16 protein-coding genes and 1 tRNA gene are annotated in these 16,258 nt (G+C 61.4%); 7 read left to right on the forward strand and 10 right to left on the reverse strand.

Going from position 1 to position 16,258, the window contains the following annotated elements; genetic code table 11:
• Positions 1-94 precede the first annotated feature (94 nt).
• From C5L13_RS13170 to C5L13_RS13185, 4 genes are all read left to right on the forward strand, one after another.
• Positions 95-1,315, forward strand: coding sequence for a phosphopentomutase (locus tag C5L13_RS13170; protein ID WP_105383740.1), 1,221 nt, complete (start codon positions 95-97; stop codon positions 1,313-1,315).
• Positions 1,312-2,301 (forward strand): adenosine deaminase, encoded by a 990-nt coding sequence (locus tag C5L13_RS13175; RefSeq protein ID WP_105383741.1) that lies wholly within the window; start codon positions 1,312-1,314, stop codon positions 2,299-2,301. Before C5L13_RS13170 ends, C5L13_RS13175 begins: the two co-directional genes overlap by 4 nt.
• 94 nt (positions 2,302-2,395) lie before the next feature.
• Positions 2,396-3,025 carry a uracil phosphoribosyltransferase gene (gene upp, locus C5L13_RS13180; RefSeq protein ID WP_105383742.1) on the forward strand — a complete coding sequence of 210 codons (630 nt, stop codon included), beginning with the start codon at positions 2,396-2,398 and terminating at the stop codon, positions 3,023-3,025.
• A 122-nt stretch (positions 3,026-3,147) separates the two neighbouring features.
• Complete coding sequence (locus C5L13_RS13185) at positions 3,148-3,663, forward strand: TIGR02281 family clan AA aspartic protease (RefSeq protein WP_105383743.1); 516 nt, start codon at positions 3,148-3,150, stop codon at positions 3,661-3,663.
• On the opposite strand, the gene deoA is transcribed toward C5L13_RS13185, so the two are convergent.
• The 9 genes from deoA to C5L13_RS13230 all read right to left on the reverse strand — a co-directional run bounded on the left by deoA (position 3,664) and on the right by C5L13_RS13230 (position 12,352).
• Positions 3,664-4,974: a thymidine phosphorylase gene (gene deoA / locus C5L13_RS13190; protein WP_105383744.1), complete on the reverse strand. Its 1,311-nt coding sequence runs from the start codon at positions 4,972-4,974 to the stop codon at positions 3,664-3,666.
• 4 nt (positions 4,975-4,978) lie between these two features.
• Positions 4,979-5,749, reverse strand: coding sequence for a deoxyribose-phosphate aldolase (gene deoC, locus C5L13_RS13195; protein WP_105383745.1), 771 nt, complete (start codon positions 5,747-5,749; stop codon positions 4,979-4,981).
• Positions 5,750-5,867: 118 nt separating this feature from the next.
• Positions 5,868-6,656, reverse strand: coding sequence for a purine-nucleoside phosphorylase (locus tag C5L13_RS13200; protein WP_105383746.1), 789 nt, complete (start codon positions 6,654-6,656; stop codon positions 5,868-5,870).
• Positions 6,653-7,045 (reverse strand): cytidine deaminase, encoded by a 393-nt coding sequence (locus C5L13_RS13205; RefSeq protein WP_105383747.1) that lies wholly within the window; start codon positions 7,043-7,045, stop codon positions 6,653-6,655. Before C5L13_RS13205 ends, C5L13_RS13200 begins: the two co-directional genes overlap by 4 nt.
• 3 nt (positions 7,046-7,048) lie before the next feature.
• On the reverse strand, positions 7,049-8,020 hold the full coding sequence (locus C5L13_RS13210) for an ABC transporter permease (protein ID WP_105383748.1): 972 nt from the start codon (positions 8,018-8,020) through the stop codon (positions 7,049-7,051).
• A 3-nt stretch (positions 8,021-8,023) separates the two neighbouring features.
• Positions 8,024-9,127 (reverse strand): ABC transporter permease, encoded by a 1,104-nt coding sequence (locus C5L13_RS13215; protein ID WP_105383749.1) that lies wholly within the window; start codon positions 9,125-9,127, stop codon positions 8,024-8,026.
• Positions 9,124-10,629, reverse strand: a complete 1,506-nt coding sequence (locus C5L13_RS13220) for an ABC transporter ATP-binding protein (RefSeq protein ID WP_105383952.1) — start codon at positions 10,627-10,629, stop codon at positions 9,124-9,126. The genes C5L13_RS13215 and C5L13_RS13220 overlap by 4 nt, the downstream gene beginning before the upstream one ends.
• A gap of 99 nt (positions 10,630-10,728) precedes the next feature.
• Positions 10,729-11,721, reverse strand: coding sequence for a BMP family lipoprotein (locus C5L13_RS13225; protein WP_105383750.1), 993 nt, complete (start codon positions 11,719-11,721; stop codon positions 10,729-10,731).
• Between the two features lie 304 nt (positions 11,722-12,025).
• Positions 12,026-12,352: a hypothetical protein gene (locus C5L13_RS13230; protein WP_105383751.1), complete on the reverse strand. Its 327-nt coding sequence runs from the start codon at positions 12,350-12,352 to the stop codon at positions 12,026-12,028.
• A gap of 217 nt (positions 12,353-12,569) precedes the next feature.
• On the opposite strand from C5L13_RS13230, the gene C5L13_RS13235 reads away from it, so the two are divergent.
• A tRNA-Ser gene (locus C5L13_RS13235) sits at positions 12,570-12,659 on the forward strand.
• Positions 12,660-12,736: 77 nt separating this feature from the next.
• Here the strand turns inward: C5L13_RS13235 and C5L13_RS13240 are convergent.
• The gene (locus C5L13_RS13240; RefSeq protein ID WP_105383752.1) at positions 12,737-13,066 is read right to left on the reverse strand and encodes a hypothetical protein; all 330 of its coding nucleotides are present in this window, start codon (positions 13,064-13,066) and stop codon (positions 12,737-12,739) included.
• 281 nt (positions 13,067-13,347) lie between these two features.
• Between C5L13_RS13240 and C5L13_RS13245 the strand changes: the two genes are divergently transcribed.
• Together C5L13_RS13245 and C5L13_RS13250 are read left to right on the forward strand one after the other, a co-directional pair.
• The gene (locus C5L13_RS13245; RefSeq protein WP_105383753.1) at positions 13,348-14,772 is read left to right on the forward strand and encodes a phosphomannomutase; all 1,425 of its coding nucleotides are present in this window, start codon (positions 13,348-13,350) and stop codon (positions 14,770-14,772) included.
• A gap of 32 nt (positions 14,773-14,804) precedes the next feature.
• Positions 14,805-16,229: a mannose-1-phosphate guanylyltransferase/mannose-6-phosphate isomerase gene (locus C5L13_RS13250; RefSeq protein WP_280952617.1), complete on the forward strand. Its 1,425-nt coding sequence runs from the start codon at positions 14,805-14,807 to the stop codon at positions 16,227-16,229.
• The last annotated feature ends 29 nt before the right edge of the window (positions 16,230-16,258 follow it).

Consider the following 16,258-nt stretch of genomic DNA (forward strand, 5'->3'; position numbering starts at 1 on the left):
CTTCCCCCTTTGCCAAGCGGCAGGCACGGCTGTATGAATCGCGATTCCACGCGGCCGAAGGCCGGTGAACTGCGTTTGATATCCCGGGTGACCGATGGCTCGTGCCTTTCTGTTCGTTCTTGACTCCTTTGGCGTTGGCGGCGCGCGGGATGCCGATGCCTATGGCGATCTCGGCTCCAACACCCTCGGCCATATCGCGGAATTCTGCGCCGCCGGAGTTGGCGACCGCTTGGGCCTTCGGCAAGGCCCGCTGCATCTGCCCAACATGTCGGCGCTCGGCCTTCTCGAAATCGCCAGGCTTGCCAGCGGTGACTATCCGGCCGGAATGCCGATGCCGGAGCGGATTTTCGGCCTGTTCGGAGCGGCGGACGAGGTTTCCCGCGGAAAGGACACTCCTTCCGGGCATTGGGAAATCGCTGGTACGCCTGTCATGTTCGATTGGGGTTATTTCTCCAGCGAGGGCGACGCCTTTACTCCCGAGCTGGTGGAGGCCATCTGTCGGGAAGGTGATATTCCGGGCATCCTCGGCAACTGCCACGCGTCCGGCACCGAGATTATCGCCCAGCTTGGCGAAGAGCATATCCAGACCGGGAAGCCGATCTGCTACACGTCGAGCGATTCCGTGTTCCAGATCGCCGCCCATGAACATCATTTCGGTCTCGATCGACTGATCGCGCTCTGCCAGGTCGTCCGCGAGTTGCTCGATCCGCTGAATATCGGGCGGGTGATTGCCCGGCCCTTCATCGGCGAGACGGCGGGAACCTTCGAGCGCACCGGCAACCGGCGCGATTTTTCCGTCCCTCCGCCGGAACCGACGCTCCTCGACCGGCTGATCCGAGGCGGCCGATCGGTGCATGCGATCGGCAAGATCGGCGACATCTTCGCTCACCAGGGCGTTTCCCGGGTCGTCAAGGCCAATGGGAACACCGCCCTGATGGCGGCGACGCTCGCCGCGATGGACGAGGCAGCGGTCGGCGATCTGGTTTTCACCAATTTCGTCGATTTCGACATGCTCTATGGACATCGTCGCGACGTGCCGGGTTATGCAGCAGCGCTCGAAGCCTTCGATCTCGCACTACCCGATATCCATCGGCGGCTGAAGCCGGGCGATCTCGTCATCCTTACCGCCGACCACGGCTGCGATCCCACATGGCGCGGCACCGACCATACCCGCGAGCGGGTTCCGATCATGGCGTTCGGACCGGGAATCCGGTCGCGCTCGATCGGGTTGCGGTCGACCTACGCCGATATCGCGGAGACTATCGCAGAGCATCTGGCCATTCCACCGGGCCAGCAAGGACGGAGCTTCCTGTGACGGCGCATCTTTTGAAAGCCGAGATCCACTGCCATATCGAAGGCGCTGCGCCGCCTGCGCTTGCCGAAGCCCAAGCTCGGAAATATGGCGTCGACACCAGCCACATCCTGCAAGACGGCGCCTACAAGTGGTCTGACTTCGCCGAATTTCTCGTCTGTTATGATGCAGTGGCCGCGCTCTTCAGGACGGCTGCGGATTATGCGCTGCTGACGGAGTCCTATCTCCTCGAGCTTGCGGCCGCGAACACGATCTACAGCGAGATCATCGTTTCGCCCGATCACGGCGACCGCATCGGCCTCGGCGCCGACGCCTACCTTTCCGGCATCTGCGACGGCATCCATGCGGCCCGCGAAAAGACCGGCATAGAGGCGCGCATCATCGTCACCGGCGAACGGCATTTTGGCCCCGATCGGGTCATCTCCGCAGCGCAATATGCCGCCAACGCCAAGAACCCGCTGGTAACCGGCTTCAACATGGCAGGCGAAGAACGCATGGGCCGGGTTGCCGATTATGCCCGCGCCTTCGATATCGCCCGTGGCGCAGGGCTCGGCCTCACCATCCACGCGGGCGAGGTCTGCGGGCCTTTCAGCGTCTCAGACGCGCTCGATCTCGTGAAACCTTCGCGCATCGGCCATGGTGTCCGCGCGATCGAAGATCCTGCCCTGGTGGAGCGCCTCGCCGAACTCGGTACGGTCCTGGAAGTCTGCCCCGGCTCGAATATTGCGCTCAAGGTCTTTCCCGACTTCGATAGCCATCCTCTGAAACAGCTCAAGGCTGCCGGGGTGCCCGTTTGCCTCAATTCCGACGACCCGCCCTTTTTCCATACGTCGCTCGCCCGCGAATACGAAATCGCGTCGAAGGAAATGGAAATGTCCGATGCGGAGATCGGCGCCATGACCCGGACGGCGCTTGAGGCGGCCTTTGTTGACGACAGAACGCGGTCACGCCTGCTTTCCCGGTTCGACGCTGGGGCTGGCTTGACGTGAGGCGATTGGGGATGAGGCCGCCAAACGCACCTGACGGCTTGCAGAACGCGGCTTTTTCCTCAAAAGAAGAGACTGGCAACAACGAGGGAAGCTCATGAACGGCGTCACTGTCATCGATCACCCGCTGGTGCAGCACAAGCTGACGATCATGCGCAAGAAGGAAACCTCAACCGCCGGCTTCCGGCGGCTGCTGCGCGAGATCTCGACCCTGCTCTGCTACGAGGTAACGCGCGACCTCGAACTCACTTATGAAACGATCGAGACGCCGCTCGTCGAGATGCAGGCGCCGATCCTCGAGGGCAAGAAGCTTGTCTTCGCCTCCATCCTGCGCGCCGGCAACGGTTTGCTCGAAGGCATGCTTGATCTCGTGCCCTCGGCTCGCGTCTCGCATATCGGGGTCTATCGCGACCATGAGACGCTGCAGCCGGTGGAATACTATTTCAAGGCGCCTGAGGATATTGCGGAACGACTTGTCATCGTGGTGGACCCGATGCTTGCAACCGGCAATTCCTCGATCGCGGCCGTGGACAAGCTGAAGGAACGCGGCGCACACAACATTCGCTTCCTCTGCCTGCTCGCTGCGCCGGAAGGTCTCAAGAACTTTCAAGCGGTGCATCCGGATGTGAAGATCTACACAGCCTCGATCGACAGCCACCTCAACGAGAAGGGATATATCGTTCCTGGCCTCGGAGATGCCGGCGACCGCATGTACGGCACGAAGTAATCCTTCAGGATTTACTTACCAAATTTCGAACTGGAGAGCCTGCAAAGCCTTTGCGGGCTCTTTTGTTATGGTTTTTGCGCTATCGACAAGGACTATCGAGTTCCCATGATCGAGGGACGTTCATGCTCCTGCGCACTGTCATCTTCGCGGCGATAGCGGCTTTGCTCGCAACCCAGATCCCGTCGATGATCCGGCTGGCCGATCATCCACCGGCCACTGCGGCGACGGTTGAACAACCGCCGCAACCGAAATCGGTCTCCGCGGCAGCCGGCAGCGCGACGCTCGAAGCCGATGGCCGGGGGCATTTCAACGGAACGTTCCGCATCAACGGCAGATCCGTGGATGGCTTGGTCGACACCGGCGCCTCGCTTGTCGCAATCAACGAAAGTACGGCCCGCAAACTCGGCTTCGGCGTCAACAGTCTCGACTTTCGCTACACCGTCAACACCGCAAACGGCGGCACGGATGCAGCGCGTGTGGTGCTTGACCGAATCGAGATCGGCGGGGTGCGCGTGAAGGAGGTCGATGCCTTCGTGCTGCACGACAAGGCGCTCTCCGGAACGCTCGTTGGGATGAGCTTCCTGAAGAAGCTGAAATCCTTCCAGGTCGAAGGACGCAATCTGAAGCTCACCCAGTGATCAACTGATCCGTTTGAGAACAACAGGTGAAATTGCCGGCGGCGCGTCCGCGATGGCGCAAAACCCGGCGAAATCTCTGGCTATGCGCTCCGCATCCTCGCGGCTTTTCGCATGCACCGTGGCAATGGGCTCGCCCTTGGAGACCTGAGTGCCGAGCGGCAGAAATCCATTGGTGCCGACCCTGTGGTCGACCGAGTCCGCCGCGCGTTTGCGGCCGCCGCCGAGTTCCACCACGGCAAGCCCGATCCCGCGCGTATCATATGATGCGAGATAGCCATCGCGCGATGCCGGGACATGCAGGCTTGCCGGAGCACGCTCCAGATAGGCATCAGGCCGGTCACAGAAATCGATCGGCCCGCCAAGAGCGTGCACCATGCGCCCGAAACGCTCTTTCGCCTCGCCCGATGAAAGCGCCCGGCGCGCATTTTCCTCTGCCTGCCGCAGATCACGAAAGAGACCCGCCTGCACCAGCATTTCGGCCGCCTCGGCCATGACCACGGCCTCGAGACGCGAACCGGCCTTCAAACCGGACAGGAACTTGAGGCAGTTGACGATTTCCAAGCCGTTGCCTGCGGCATCGGCCAGCGGCTGGTTCATGTCGGTCAACAGTGCGGCCGTTTTCAGGCCTGCGCCGTTCGCCACCTCGACCAGCGAACGCGCCAACACTTCGGCTTCTTCCACGCTCTCCATGAAAGCGCCGTTGCCGACCTTCACATCGAGCACCAGACTGCCCAGTCCGGCCGCTAGCTTCTTGGACAAAATGGAGGCGGTGATCAGTGGTACCGACTCCACGGTCGCCGTCACATCTCGAATGCCGTAAAGGCGCCGGTCTGCAGGTGCGAGAGCCGGCGTCTGCCCGATAATGGCACAACCGACTTTCTCCACGACCCTCCGGAGCAGAACCTCGTCAGGCATGACATTGTAGCCTGGGATCGACTGCAGCTTATCAAGCGTTCCGCCGGTATGACCCAGACCGCGGCCGGAAATCATCGGAACGGCAAGGCCGCAGCTGGCAACGATCGGCGCCAGCATCAGCGAGACATTGTCTCCCACACCGCCAGTCGAATGCTTGTCTGCAACCGGCCGGCCAAGACTGCGCCAATTCAGCACAGTCCCGGAATCGCGCATGGCCAGCGTCAGCGCGACCGTCTCATCCCGGGACATGCCCTGAAAGAAGACAGCCATGGCGAAAGCGGCTACCTGCCCTTCGGTGATTTCATTCTTGGCGAGCGCGGCGATGAAGCCTGCGATCTCATCAGCGGCGAGTGCTTTCCCGTCGCGCTTGCGACGGATGATTTCCTGAGGGATCATCCTGTCAGTAGCCGCTCGAGACGCGGGCGCTGGTACCGCCGCTCAACACACCCAAAATATCGTCGAGAAGGCTGGAGGCTCCAAAACGGAATGTGGAGGGCATGATCCAGTTCGGGCCCATGATGGTTTCGGCGAGGCGGAGGTAAAGGTCCGCGTCCGCGACGCTGCCGATGCCGCCGGCCGGCTTGAAGCCGACACGCTTCTTGGAGTCGCGGATCGCCTGCAGCATGATGTCGGCGGCCTCAAGCGTCGCGTTGACAGCAACCTTGCCCGTCGAGGTCTTGATGAAATCGGAACCGCCAGCGATCGCGAGTTCGGACGCACGGCGGATGAGCGCGCTGTCCTTCAGTTCTCCCGTCTCCAGGATCACTTTCAGGCAGGCTTGCGGGCAGGCGGCCCGCACGGCTTCGACCATTTCAGTTACCGCCGCCTCGTCGCCGGCCGACAGTTTGCGATAGGGGATGACCATGTCGATCTCGTCGGCGCCGTCCTCGATGGCCTTGCGGGTTTCCTCGATCACGGTTGCGACCGGAAGATCACCGGACGGGAAGTTCACGACGGTCGCTATCCGCACCGCGTGGTCCGGCCCAAGGATCGCCCTCGCATGCGCAACGAAACGCGGCCAGATGCAGATTGCCGCCGTATGGCCATAGGGCGTTTGGGCGCGCAGGCACAGTTTCTCGATCGCGGCATTGTCGCAATCGTCGCGCAGGTTCGTCAGGTCGAGAAGCGATAGCGCAAAGGCTGCCGCCTCGCGCGGGCTCAGGAGTTCCATTTCGTGCCTCCCCGGGCTTGATCGAGCCGGTATATTTATCGTTCAAACGATTAGAAGCAACCCGCCGAGTTCACGCGGATCGTCACACGCCAAGTATCCGATTGAAATCTATCGTGTATCAAGCCAACATTTCTTTTAAAACGACGGCGAGACGCTGACCGCCGACCGGCGCCATGTCCTTGGTTTCTTCGTGGCTGAGTTCGGCACCGGTCATGCCTGCGCCGAAATTGGTGATGACCGAGGCGGCCGCAACCTTCATCCCGAAATAGCGTGCCAGGATAACCTCCGGCACAGTCGACATGCCGACCGCGTCGGCGCCCAGAATACGGGCCATGCGAATCTCGGCAGGAGTTTCAAAGCTCGGGCCTGAAAACCACATATAGACCCCTGAGAACAGCGGAATACCGCAGCGGATCGCGGCGTTATGCATGTCGAGCGAAAGGGCCGCATCATAGGCGCTGGTCATTCCGACGAAACGACGATCCCCCTCTTCCCCGATCAGTGGGTTCAGGCCGGAATAGTTGATGTGATCGGTGATCTGCATTACCGATCCCGGCGGCATGTCTTCACGCAGCGATCCCGCTGAATTCGTCAGGATCAGCGATTGGACGCCGATGCCCTTCATGACCTCTATCGGAAAGCGCATGGCCTTCGCATCGCCATGCTCGTAGTAGTGCGCGCGGCCGGAGAGCATGATGACAGGCTCGGCTCCGAGATAGCCGGCAACCAGTTCGCCCGCGTGACCTGTGACGCCACTTGCCGGAAACCCCTCGAGTGCTCCATAGGGTACGCGAACCTGATCCCTCACCTCCCCCACCAGCGAGCCGAGGCCGGAACCGAGCACGATCGCGTGACGCGGCACGAGACCGTCGAGACGATCGACGAGGAGGTCGATGACGTTCTTCATCCGATCACGTCCGTTTCGAAGGCATAAGGCAGGAGCTCCGCCATGGTGACGGTCTTCTGGACGCCGGCATCGTCGCAAAGGTAGATGCGCGTTTCGGCAGAAGCGAACTCGGAAATCTTCTGACGGCAACCGCCGCATGGCGTGCAGAGCGGCAGTTTTTCGGCGATGACGGCGAGCTCGACGATCTTCCTGGCCCCACCCATGATCATCGCGCCGATTGCCGTCGGCTCGGCGCACCAGCCCTGCGGAAAGGACAGGTTTTCGATATTTGCGCCGAGATAGACCTTCCCGTCATCGGCGCGGATCGCAACGCCCACCGGAAATTTGGAGTAGGGCGCGTATGACTTTTTCATCGCGTCGCGGGCGGCTTCGAACAGCTCGTGAGACATCTCTTACCGCTCCTTCGTGTAGGGGACGCCGCCGGCTTTCGGCGGACGGGCAATGCCTATGAATCCTGCAAGCAGCACGCAGGTCAGGATATAGGGCAGCGCCTGGAAGATCTGTACCGGCACCTCTCCAATCAGCGGAATCGACTTGCCCTGCATGAAATTCGCGAAGGCATCGAGGAAACCGAAGAGCAGGCAGGCGAGCATCACAGGCACTGGCTTCCATTTCGCAAAGATCAGCGCCGCGAGCGCAATATATCCCTTGCCGGCCGACATATTGTTGATGAAGGCGGCCGATTGAGCGATGGCGAGATATGTCCCAGCAAACCCCGCCAGAAAGCCTGTGACAATCAGCGCGCGATAACGCAGCCAGCTCACTGAAATGCCGGCCGTATCCACGGCGCCGGGATTTTCACCCACCGCGCGCAGACGCAGCCCGAAACGGGTCCGATACAACACCCACCAGGAGATCGGCACCATCAGAAAAGCGATATAGGTGAGGATATTGTTGCCGGAAATGACGTTGGCATAGAGGGGTCCGAGAATCGGCACCTCGCGCATTGCGTCGGCACCCGGCAGGATAATCGGCGTGAACCGGCCCGAGCCTGGCACCTGCGCAGTCCGTCCTCCTTGCCCGAACCACGCCTGACCGAGCACGATCGTCAGCCCGGCTGCCACGAAATTCAACGCCACACCGGAGACGATCTGATTGCCGCGGTTGGTGATCGAGGCGAACCCGTGAAGGAAGGAGAAAGCGATCGCCACCACAATGCCGGCCATGAGGCCGAGCCAGGCATTGCCGGTCCAATAGGCGGCACAGGCCGAGGCGAAGGCGGAAACCAGCATCTTGCCTTCGAGACCGATATCGAAAATCCCCGCCCGCTCCGAGAACAGCCCCGCGAGGGCCGTGAACAGCAGAGGGATCGAGAGGCGGATCGCCGAACCGAGAATGCCGATGAAAATATCGAAATAATCCATGAGCTACTTCCCGGAGATCTGCTGGTAGAGCCGGACGATTGCCGGTCGGAGCATGTATTCGAGCGCACCTGCAAAGAGGATCACAAGACCCTGAATGACGACGATCATGTCACGGGTGATGCTGGGCATGTCGAAAGAGAGCTCTGCGCCGCCCTGATAGAGAATGCCGAATAGCAGCGCGGCGAGTATGATTCCGACGGGATGATTGCGGCCCATCAACGATACGGCGATACCGACGAAGCCGGCGCCGCCGACGAACTCGATCTGCAGCCTCGCAGAGGCTCCCATGACCGGGTTGAGCGCCATCATACCCGCAAGGCCGCCGGAGATCAGCATGGCGATCATGACGATCTTGGCGTAGGGAATGCCGGCATAGCTCGCCGCCGTCGGGCTGATGCCGAGCGTACGCATTTCATAACCGAGCTTGGTCCGCCAGATCAGCACCCAGACCAGAAAGCACATGACAAGCGCAATCAGGAAAGAGAAGTTGAGCGGCGCGGCGCCCAGCCTGCCCCCGAACATCGAAATCAGCCAGTCGAGCTTCGGTAGCTGTCCCCCTTCCAGGAAAGTACGCGTTTCCGGCGCCATCTTGCCGGGCACGATCAGCACCCGCACGAGCAGATAGTTCATCAGCGACGACGTGATGAAATTGAACATGATCGTGGTGATGACGATATGGCTGCCGCGCTTGGCCTGGAGCCAGGCCGGAATTGCGGCACAAGCGGCACCGAAGAGAGCCGCGCCGATCACTGCGAAGGGCATGGTCACGTACCAGGGCACGTAGCGATCAAACGAAAGCGCAACGAGCGCCGCCCCCAGGCCGCCGAGATAGGCCTGTCCTTCAGAGCCGATATTGAAGAGGCCAGCGTGGATCGCGACCGCCACCGACAAGCCGGTAAAGATGAAGCTCGTGGCATAGAAGAGCGTGAAGCCGATGCCTTCGCCGCGGCCAAGCGCGCCGATCAACAAGAGGCGCAGCGCCTCGACCGGGCTTTCGCCGATGGCCCAGACCACGAGGCCTGAAAAAAAGAAGGCAAGCGCGAGATTGAGGAGCGGAATGACGCCGTAATTGATCCAGGCGGGAAGCTGAACGGATGCGGTATTCATGCGGCAATCCCGGCCATCATCAGGCCCAATGTCTGCTCACCGGCATCCCCGGTTTTCTCCCCGACAACCTTGCCGGCAAACATCACCAGTATCCGGTCGGAGAGGGAGCGGATTTCGTCGAGTTCCACCGACACCAGGAGCACCGCCTTGCCCGCATCCCGCATGTCGATGATCCGTTTGTGAATGAATTCAATAGCGCCGATATCGACGCCGCGGGTCGGCTGGCCAATGATCAGCACATTCGGATCCCGTTCGATTTCGCGTGCGACGACGATCTTCTGCTGATTGCCGCCGGAAAAGTTCGCCGTCTTCAACCGCGGGTTCGGCGGGCGGATGTCATATTTCGCTATCTTTTCTTCCGCATCCTTGCGCATGGCTTCGAGGTCGAGCATGGCGCCGCGTCCATAACGCCGATCGCGGTGATAGCCGAGGATCGAATTCTCGTATTCCTCGAATTTCAGGACCAGGCCCATATGGTGCCGATCCTCGGGAATGTGAGCGAGGCCGAGATCGCGCAACCCTGCCGGATCGATACCGGCAACCGGCTTACCGTCGATCAATATCTCGCCGGAGGCAGGTTTGCGAATACCCGCGATCGCCTCGAGAAGCTCCGACTGGCCGTTGCCGGCAACCCCGGCGACGCCGACGATCTCGCCGGCGCGGACGTCGAAGGAAACATTGTCCACCATGGTGACGCCGCGAGCGTCCTTGACCGACAGGTTCCTGACCGACAGCAGAACCCGGCCGGGATTTGCGTCACCCTTTTCCACGTGCAGCAACACGCGGCGACCAACCATCAGTTCAGCCAGTTCCTCGACGGTCGTCTCGGATGTCTTGCGGGTTGCCACCATTTCGCCGCGGCGCATGACCGAGACCGTATCGGTGATCGCCATGATCTCGCGCAGCTTGTGCGTAATGAGAATGATCGTTTTGCCCTGGTCGCGCAGGACACGCAGCACCTTGAAGAGGTGATCTGCCTCCGCCGGCGTCAGCACGCCGGTCGGCTCGTCCAGGATCAGAATTTCGGCGCCGCGATACAGCGCCTTCAGGATCTCGACGCGCTGCTGGCTGCCGACCGGCAATTCCTCGACGACCGCATCGGGATCCACCTCGAGGCCGTAGTCGTCCTCCAGGCGCTTCAGTTCCTTGCGCGCACTCGCGACACCCTTGCGAAGCAATTGCCCGCCTTCGGCGCCCAGCATGACGTTTTCGAGAACGGTAAAATTCTCAACCAGCATAAAATGCTGGTGCACCATGCCGATGCCCGCGGCGATCGCCGCCTGGCTGTCACGGATGGCGATCGGCTTGCCCGAAATGCGAATCTCGCCCTGATCGGCATGATAGAAGCCGTAGAGGATCGACATCAGCGTCGATTTGCCCGCGCCGTTTTCGCCGATGATGCCATGGATCGATCCTTTGGCCACGGTCAAATTGATGTTCTTGTTGGCATGCACCGCACCGAACTTCTTGTCTATGCCGACAAGCTCGATTGCAGGCTCAATCTCTTTGGGGAGGTCGAGGCTCAATGGTTCGCCTTTCCACACTCTATGAAAAAGGGCGCATGGCGATCCCGACCGCCATGCGCCCTTCAGGCGTGTATCTCACTTGGGGCAGGAATTGTCCGACATATAGTCATGCACCTTGACGGTGCCGGCAATGATGTCGGCCTTGGCCTTTTCCACAGCAGCCTTCATCTCGGCCGTAATCAATGCCTTGTTGTTGTCGTCGAGTGCGTAAGCCACGCCGTCTTCCTTGACGCCGAGAGCCTGCACACCGGCGGTGAACTTGTCGTCCTTGGTGTCCTTGAAGGTATTATAGACGGCAAGGTCGACGCGCTTGACCATCGAGGTCAGCACGGAGCCTGGATGCAGGTGGTTCTGGTTGGAGTCGACGCCGATCGACAGCTTCTTGTTGTCGGCCGCCGTCTGCAGTACGCCGAGGCCGGTCGCACCCGCCGCCGCATAAACCACGTCGGCGCCCTGGTCGATCTGGTTCTTCGTCAGCTCACCGCCGCGCACAGGATCGTTCCATGCCGCACCGGTCGTGCCGGTCATGTTCTGGAAAACCTGCGCATCCGCCTTTGCGGCCTTCACGCCCTGGACGTAACCGCAGCCGAACTTGCGGATCAGCGGAATGTCCATGCCACCGATAAAGCCGACCTTGCCGGTCTTGGACGCCATGCCGGCGAGAAGACCGACGAGATAGGAGCCCTCTTCTTCCTTGTAGACGACCGAACGGACGTTCTTCAGGTCCACGACGGAGTCAACGATCGCAAACTTGGTATCGGGGAATTCGGCTGCAACCTTTTCCATGGCGGATGTCCAGGCAAAGGAGACCGCAACGACGGGGTTGTAACCGCGGCTGGCGAAATTGCGGATCGCCTGCTCGCCCTGGGTATCGTTGGTGGGCTCGAAGTCCCGGTATTCGATCCCCGTTTCCTTCTTGAACTGTTCGGCGCCGGCAAAGGCTGCCTCATTGAAGGATTTGTCGAATTTGCCGCCGGTACCATAGACCAGCGCCGGCTTCACCTCCGCTGAAAGCGCGGTAGCCGACATGGCGGCCAAGGCAATGAGGCTTAAAAGGGTTCTTTTCATCGTGCAGCCCTGTTTTTTAGCTGTTTGATCCTCCCGCAAGCCCGTCCCCCGGGCACTTCTGCGGCCACCTGCCCTTTTTTTCTTTTCAGGGTCTGGCTGCGGGCACTCTTGCACGGGTTTCGGAAAAATTCACGAGATTTTTTTCAGTTGGTAAAGAATGGCGGGGCTGCCGAAAACTTGCACAAAGGCCCGAAATAACTGCATAATTCTATGGCTTGGCGTCTAGTTTCAGACCATTCAGGAAGCGGATAACCCTCTCCAATTCACAACGAACACCAGCGTCCCGGCCCGGTTGCCGAAAGGGTCAGGCGGAAAACCGCCCCGCGAAACGCGGTTTCTCGTATCCAGCCATCCAGAAGAGAAACGCCAAGGCCAGGAAGACCGCGAATGCCGGCTGCGCCAGAACCGGCGCTACGAAGGGCCGCCAAAGGTCAGGGCTAATGTAGGTTTCCGCATAAATTTCGCTCAGCGCCAGGCTTTCCGGATCGAGATTGAGCCAGGCGTTGCCGAGGCTCGTCAGCACAACGGAAGACGCGGAGACGGACTGAATCGAATCCAGTGTGCCGGCGATGATTGCAGCAAGAAGCGCCAGAGCGCTCACCGCATGGAAGACGAAGCGAAGGATTCGCATTTTCCAGTAGCCATTCGTTGTCGACCGCCGACGAGCCGGCGGCGGCCTCTTGTGGAAAAGAGATAGCTCCCAGCTCCAAGGTTGGCAACGCGACCACCAAGGTTTTGCGCCCTGCTGTCAAAAATCGTTCAGATTCCGGTTGATCCTTCAGAATTGATCGGTATATATCGCGCCCGACCGCTGTGTTGCCTCCGATTTGCACGCAGCCCTTATCCAAGGACAGGTGGCCGAGTGGTTGAAGGCGCACGCCTGGAACGCGTGTATACGTGAAAGCGTATCGAGGGTTCGAATCCCTCTCTGTCCGCCATTTTCCAAAATCGCATTTTTGTCCCAGTTTCCGGTACCACCTGCGCGATCCCGAACGGCTAGTCCTCCATGGAAAGGCTAGTCCTCCATGGAAAGGCTAAGCTGCCGCCAGCGATGGCCTCCCGGGTCCAAGGCGACCAGAAGCTCGAAACTCCTGCGGCTCGGTGCGCCCGCAGTCGCGACATCGACATAGCCCTGCATGGCGAATCGGCAGTCGCCCGCCCAACGGAAGTTTCCCGGGGCGATATCAAGCACCTCCGGCCGCTCTTCCAGCAACTGTCTCGATTTCTCGAAGGCCAGGGTTCCCGAACAGCCACCTTCGTCGATCCGCTCACCGAAGCCCATGAGAAGCACCAGGCCGGCAAGCGAAGCGACAAACGCGACAGACGTCCAAATACGTGATCCCATTAGGATCTCCTCCCTGGGAAGCGGAAGCAGCCGGCCAAATCTCGCAGAGCCGACTATCAGACAGACCAGATCGAACCAGAAGGATAACCCCTTGCGGCGATCCGGCCAAGCGCAACCGGAAACATGATGGCATCCCACGAGGAAAGAACCGCTCTCGAAATCTGCAGCGCCCGTGCGTCCCGTCGCGGGGCGTGCCGATTAACTTACTCGACAGTTACCTCTTTATTTTCAGGCAAAATAAACTAGGACATTGAGCGGCTGAATTTCTTTATAGGTACTTGATGAAATTTGGAACGAGTGGCCTTCGCGGGCTTGTTGAGGATCTGGCGGGTCGGGCCTCGTCGGTTTATGCGGAGGCTTTTGCGCGGCATCTTCTGGAAACCGGGGCAGCGAAAGCGGGCGGGCTGGTGCTGGTGGGGCGGGATTTCCGCGCCTCGAGCCCCGACATTGCCGCCACCTGCATCGGCGCGCTTGAGCGTGCCGGCCTGTCGCCCGTTGATTGCGGCGCATTGCCGACGCCAGCGCTTGCGCTTTACGGGCTGGAGCTGGGCGCCGGCTCGCTGATGGTGACCGGGTCGCATATTCCGGCCGACCGCAACGGCATCAAGTTCTACCGGCCGGACGGCGAGATCGACAAAGCCGACGAGCAGCGGATCGCGGCCATCGCCGCCGAGCTCGACGGCCGAGAGGTGGATTTTGCGCCGGGTGAGGCGCCGGACCGGTCGGCAGAGGCAGAGGCGCTGTTTCTGACCCGCAACAGAAACGTCCTGCCTGCCGATGCGCTGGCTGGCCTGAAGCTCGGCGTCTACCAGCATTCCACCGTCGCCCGCGACCTGATGGTCGAGGTTCTCAAGGGCTTCGGCGCCAAGGTCGTGCCGCTCGGCCGTTCCGAAGAGTTCCTGCCCGTCGACACCGAAGCCGTCTCGGCCGAGACGGTCGGGCTTCTGAAGGGCTGGGCGCAGGAGCACGGGCTCGATGCGATCGTTTCGGCCGATGGCGACGGCGACCGGCCGCTTGTCGCCGACGAGACGGGCGAGCCGTTACGCGGCGACCTCATCGGCCTGATCACGGCGCAGTTCCTCAAGGCCAATGTCGTGGTGACGCCGGTCACCTCCAATTCCGGCATCGATACGGCCGGCGATTTCGAAACCGTCCGCACCAGGGTCGGCTCGCCCTTCGTGATCGCCGGGATGCTCGAGGCGCTGAAGGCCGGGCGGGACAGGGTCATGGGCTTCGAAGCCAATGGCGGGCTGTTGACCGCGTCACCGTTCACCGTCGCCGGCGGCAGACTCGACCCGCTGCCGACCCGCGACAGTTTCCTGCCGGTGCTGGCCGCTCTTTCGCTTGCCGCGGACAAGAAGCAGCCCTTGTCGGAGATCGTGGCCTCCTTCCGCCTGCCGTTTGCGGCGGCCGACCGGCTGGAAAACTTTGCGGTCGAAACCAGTGCCGCGCTGATGGCGCATCTCGGCGCGTCGGACGACAATCTGGCCGCCTTCCTGGCGCCGATCTCTTCGGTGGCGGCCAGAAGCGAGATCGACGGATTGCGCGTCACGCTTGCCGACGGCCGCATCGTGCATCTGCGGCCCTCGGGCAATGCCCCGGAGATGCGTTGTTATGTGGAGGCCCGCACGGAAGACGAGGCCAAGGCTCTGCTTGGAGAGGGGCTCCGGCTGATCCGCGACTGGGCAATCAGGAACCGGCCTTGAGCGCCGGCGACGAAGCTATTGGAGAGAGTGAGTTGAGCAAAGTCATTCCCGTGATCATGGCCGGCGGCAAGGGCACGCGGCTTTGGCCGCTGTCGCGAGCCAGCGCGCCCAAACAGTTCATCCAGTTTATCGGCGACCGGACGCTGTTCCAGGCGACCCTGTCGCGCGTCTCGGACCCGGCGCTTTATGAAGCGCCGGTGGTGATCACCAACGAGGATTTCCGCTTCCTGGTGGCCGAACAGGCGCGCGAACTCGGCGTCAAACTTTCCGGGATCGTGCTCGAGCCGGTTGCCCGCAACACCGCACCCGCCGTTGCCGCCGCCGCTGCCTTCGTTGCCGGTCGGTTCGGCGAGGACGCCATCCTGCAGGTGCTCGCCTCCGACCACGAGATCGTCGCCGATCAAGGTTACTTCGAGGCGATCCGCATCGCCCGCGAGACCGCTCTTTCCGGCAAGCTGGTGACCTTCGGCATCACGCCTACCGAACCGGCCACCGGTTATGGTTATATCGAGATCGGCGAGGCGCTCGCCTCCGGCGCCCACAAGGTCAAGCGGTTTGTCGAAAAGCCCGCCCTGCCTGAAGCCGAGACGATGCTTTCGGCCGGCGGCTTTGCCTGGAATTCCGGTATCTTCATGTTTGCGGCAGGCCAGGTGCTGAAGGAACTGGCGGCGTTTGCACCGGAGGTCGAAACGGCCGCCCGCGCCGCGCTTGCAAAGGCCACAAACGATCTCGACTTCATCCGGCTGGATGCGGAAACCTTTGCGGCCAGCCCCGACATCTCGGTCGATTATGCGATCATGGAAAAGACCTCCAATGCGGCGGTCGTACCCTCCTCGTTCACCTGGTCGGATCTCGGAAGCTGGGATGCGGTCTGGAAGCTCGGGGCCCGCGACGCGGCCGGCAACGTCGCCTCCGGCCATGCGACGCTCGTCAACACCCGGAACTCGCTCGTCATGTCGCGCACCAGCCATCTGGCCGTGCAAGGATTGGACGGCGTGGCTGTCATCGCCAGCGAGGACGCCGTCTATGTCGGCCGGCTGGAGGACAGCCAGGATGTCGGCAAGCTCGTCAGGCAGCTCGCCGCCGCAAAGGCGACCGCCGCGCTCACCGAAACCCACCCCACATCCTACCGCCCCTGGGGCGGCTATACCTCGGTCCTCAACGGCGACCGGTTCCAGGTCAAACGGCTGTTCGTCACCCCCGGCAAGAAACTGTCGCTGCAAAAACACCATCACCGCTCCGAACACTGGATCTGCGTCAAGGGTACGGCCGAGGTGACGGTCGGCGACGAGATCAAGATCGTGCGCGAAAACGAATCCGTCTATATCCCCCAGGGCGAAGTCCATCGCCTCGCCAACCCCGGCAAGATCACCCTTGAGATGATCGAGGTCCAGACCGGCTCATACCTCGGCGAAGACGACATCATCCGCATAACCGACGAATTCGGAAGAGGATGAGGGTAACGCCGCCGCTGGCGGCGTCCGCT

This window comes from Neorhizobium alkalisoli, assembly GCF_002968635.1.
GTDB classification, from domain to species: Bacteria; Pseudomonadota; Alphaproteobacteria; order Rhizobiales; family Rhizobiaceae; genus Neorhizobium; species Neorhizobium alkalisoli.

What these genes read in the sequence shown, in the direction of transcription:
- C5L13_RS13170 (WP_105383740.1), top strand. Translation starts at nt 95, where the DNA reads ATGGCTCGTGCCTTTCTGTTCGTTCTTGACTCCTTTGGCGTTGGCGGC.
- C5L13_RS13210 (WP_105383748.1), bottom strand. Translation starts at nt 8,020, where the DNA reads ATGGATTATTTCGATATTTTCATCGGCATTCTCGGTTCGGCGATCCGC.
- C5L13_RS13240 (WP_105383752.1), bottom strand. Translation starts at nt 13,066, where the DNA reads ATGGGATCACGTATTTGGACGTCTGTCGCGTTTGTCGCTTCGCTTGCC.
- deoC (WP_105383745.1), bottom strand. Translation starts at nt 5,749, where the DNA reads ATGGAACTCCTGAGCCCGCGCGAGGCGGCAGCCTTTGCGCTATCGCTT.
- C5L13_RS13225 (WP_105383750.1), bottom strand. Translation starts at nt 11,721, where the DNA reads ATGAAAAGAACCCTTTTAAGCCTCATTGCCTTGGCCGCCATGTCGGCT.
- C5L13_RS13230 (WP_105383751.1), bottom strand. Translation starts at nt 12,352, where the DNA reads ATGCGAATCCTTCGCTTCGTCTTCCATGCGGTGAGCGCTCTGGCGCTT.
- upp (WP_105383742.1), top strand. Translation starts at nt 2,396, where the DNA reads ATGAACGGCGTCACTGTCATCGATCACCCGCTGGTGCAGCACAAGCTG.
- C5L13_RS13200 (WP_105383746.1), bottom strand. Translation starts at nt 6,656, where the DNA reads ATGAAGAACGTCATCGACCTCCTCGTCGATCGTCTCGACGGTCTCGTG.
- C5L13_RS13205 (WP_105383747.1), bottom strand. Translation starts at nt 7,045, where the DNA reads ATGTCTCACGAGCTGTTCGAAGCCGCCCGCGACGCGATGAAAAAGTCA.
- deoA (WP_105383744.1), bottom strand. Translation starts at nt 4,974, where the DNA reads ATGATCCCTCAGGAAATCATCCGTCGCAAGCGCGACGGGAAAGCACTC.
- C5L13_RS13185 (WP_105383743.1), top strand. Translation starts at nt 3,148, where the DNA reads ATGCTCCTGCGCACTGTCATCTTCGCGGCGATAGCGGCTTTGCTCGCA.
- C5L13_RS13215 (WP_105383749.1), bottom strand. Translation starts at nt 9,127, where the DNA reads ATGAATACCGCATCCGTTCAGCTTCCCGCCTGGATCAATTACGGCGTC.
- C5L13_RS13245 (WP_105383753.1), top strand. Translation starts at nt 13,348, where the DNA reads ATGAAATTTGGAACGAGTGGCCTTCGCGGGCTTGTTGAGGATCTGGCG.